This is a genomic window from Thauera butanivorans NBRC 103042 (assembly GCF_001591165.1).
GTDB lineage: Bacteria > Pseudomonadota > Gammaproteobacteria > Burkholderiales > Rhodocyclaceae > Thauera > Thauera butanivorans.
Genome location: NZ_BCUG01000132.1, coordinates 1 through 1,213 on the forward strand (window position 1 = coordinate 1; position 1,213 = coordinate 1,213).

The window sequence follows — 1,213 nt, forward strand, 5'->3', positions numbered from 1 at the left end:
TTAAGGAATCGCTGATTTATTCCTCCGCCGGCGCCCCTGTACAGAGATGCGCTTGAGATAATGGAGGCTGTGTTCGAATGACAGGACGTGGGCCGATGCAATCGAGCTTTTCCGAGCTGGAGTACGCCGCCAAGAAGAAGCAGACGCGGCGCGACCGGTTCCTCGCAGGGATCGATGCGGTGACGCCGTGGTCGGCGCTGGTGGCCGAAATCGAGCCGTTCTACCCGAAGGGCGAAGGCCGCGGTCGTCCGCCGATCGGGGTGGGACGGATGCTGCGGATGTACGTCGCTCAGCAGTGCTTCGGGCTGTCGGACGAAGGGATCGAGGACGCCCTCTACGACAGCCAGGCGATCCGTGGCTTCGTCGGGGTCGATCTGGCCCGGGAAGCGGCGCCGGACGCGACCACGCTGTTGAAGTTTCGCCGCCTGCTGGAGACGCACGGGCTCACGTGCAAGATCTTCGAGGTGATCAAGGCGCACCTGGCCGAGAAAGGCTTGATGATGCGTGAAGGCACCATCGTCGATGCGACACTCATCGCGGCGCCCCCTTCGACCAAGAACCGCGCCAAGGCGCGTGATCCCGAGATGCACCAGACGAAGAAGGGTAACCAGTGGTACTTCGGGATGAAGGCACACATCGGCGTCGACGCTGAGTCGGGCTTGGTGCATGCGGTGGTGGCCACAGCGGCCAACACAAGCGACGTGAGCCAGACGCACAAGCTGCTGCATGGCGAGGAGACCGAGGTCCTTGGCGACGCGGGCTACCAGGGCGTCGAAAAGCGCAAAGAGAACCGGGACAACAAGGCGACTTGGCACATCGCCATGAAACGCAGCAAGCGCAAGGCGCTGCCGGCCAACCGGCTCGGCAAGCTCCTCGACGAGCTCGAGCGGGTGAAGGCGAGCATTCGCGCCAAGGTCGAGCATCCGTTCCACGTGGTCAAGAACCTCTTCAAACACAAGAAGACGCGCTACCGCGGGCTGGCGAAGAACGAAGCGCAACTGTTCACGCTCTTCGGGTTGGCCAACCTGTTCCTGGCGCGCCGACCGTTGTTGGCGCTCCAGGCCCGAGGTGCGTCCTGATGGGGCACCAAGGAGCAAAAACGGAGGGCAACAGCCCGAGGACGACCCGATCGGAAGCGAAAAACGCCATCAAAGTCGAAAGCCCGTCACTGATACGCGCTCGAAATCGGTCCGCGGGCATTTGTTCAGCACTT

General features: G+C 62.7%; 1 protein-coding gene. It reads left to right on the forward strand.

The window, feature by feature from the left end; translation table 11 throughout:
- Positions 1 to 95 precede the first annotated feature (95 nt).
- Positions 96 to 1,079, forward strand: coding sequence for an IS5 family transposase (locus tag TBU01S_RS22660; protein ID WP_068639734.1), 984 nt, complete (start codon positions 96 to 98; stop codon positions 1,077 to 1,079).
- Positions 1,080 to 1,213: the final 134 nt, after the last annotated feature.

Bases quoted from the DNA above. Each gene is read 5' to 3' on its own strand.
- TBU01S_RS22660 (WP_068639734.1), top strand. From the start codon at position 96: ATGCAATCGAGCTTTTCCGAGCTGGAGTACGCCGCCAAGAAGAAGCAG.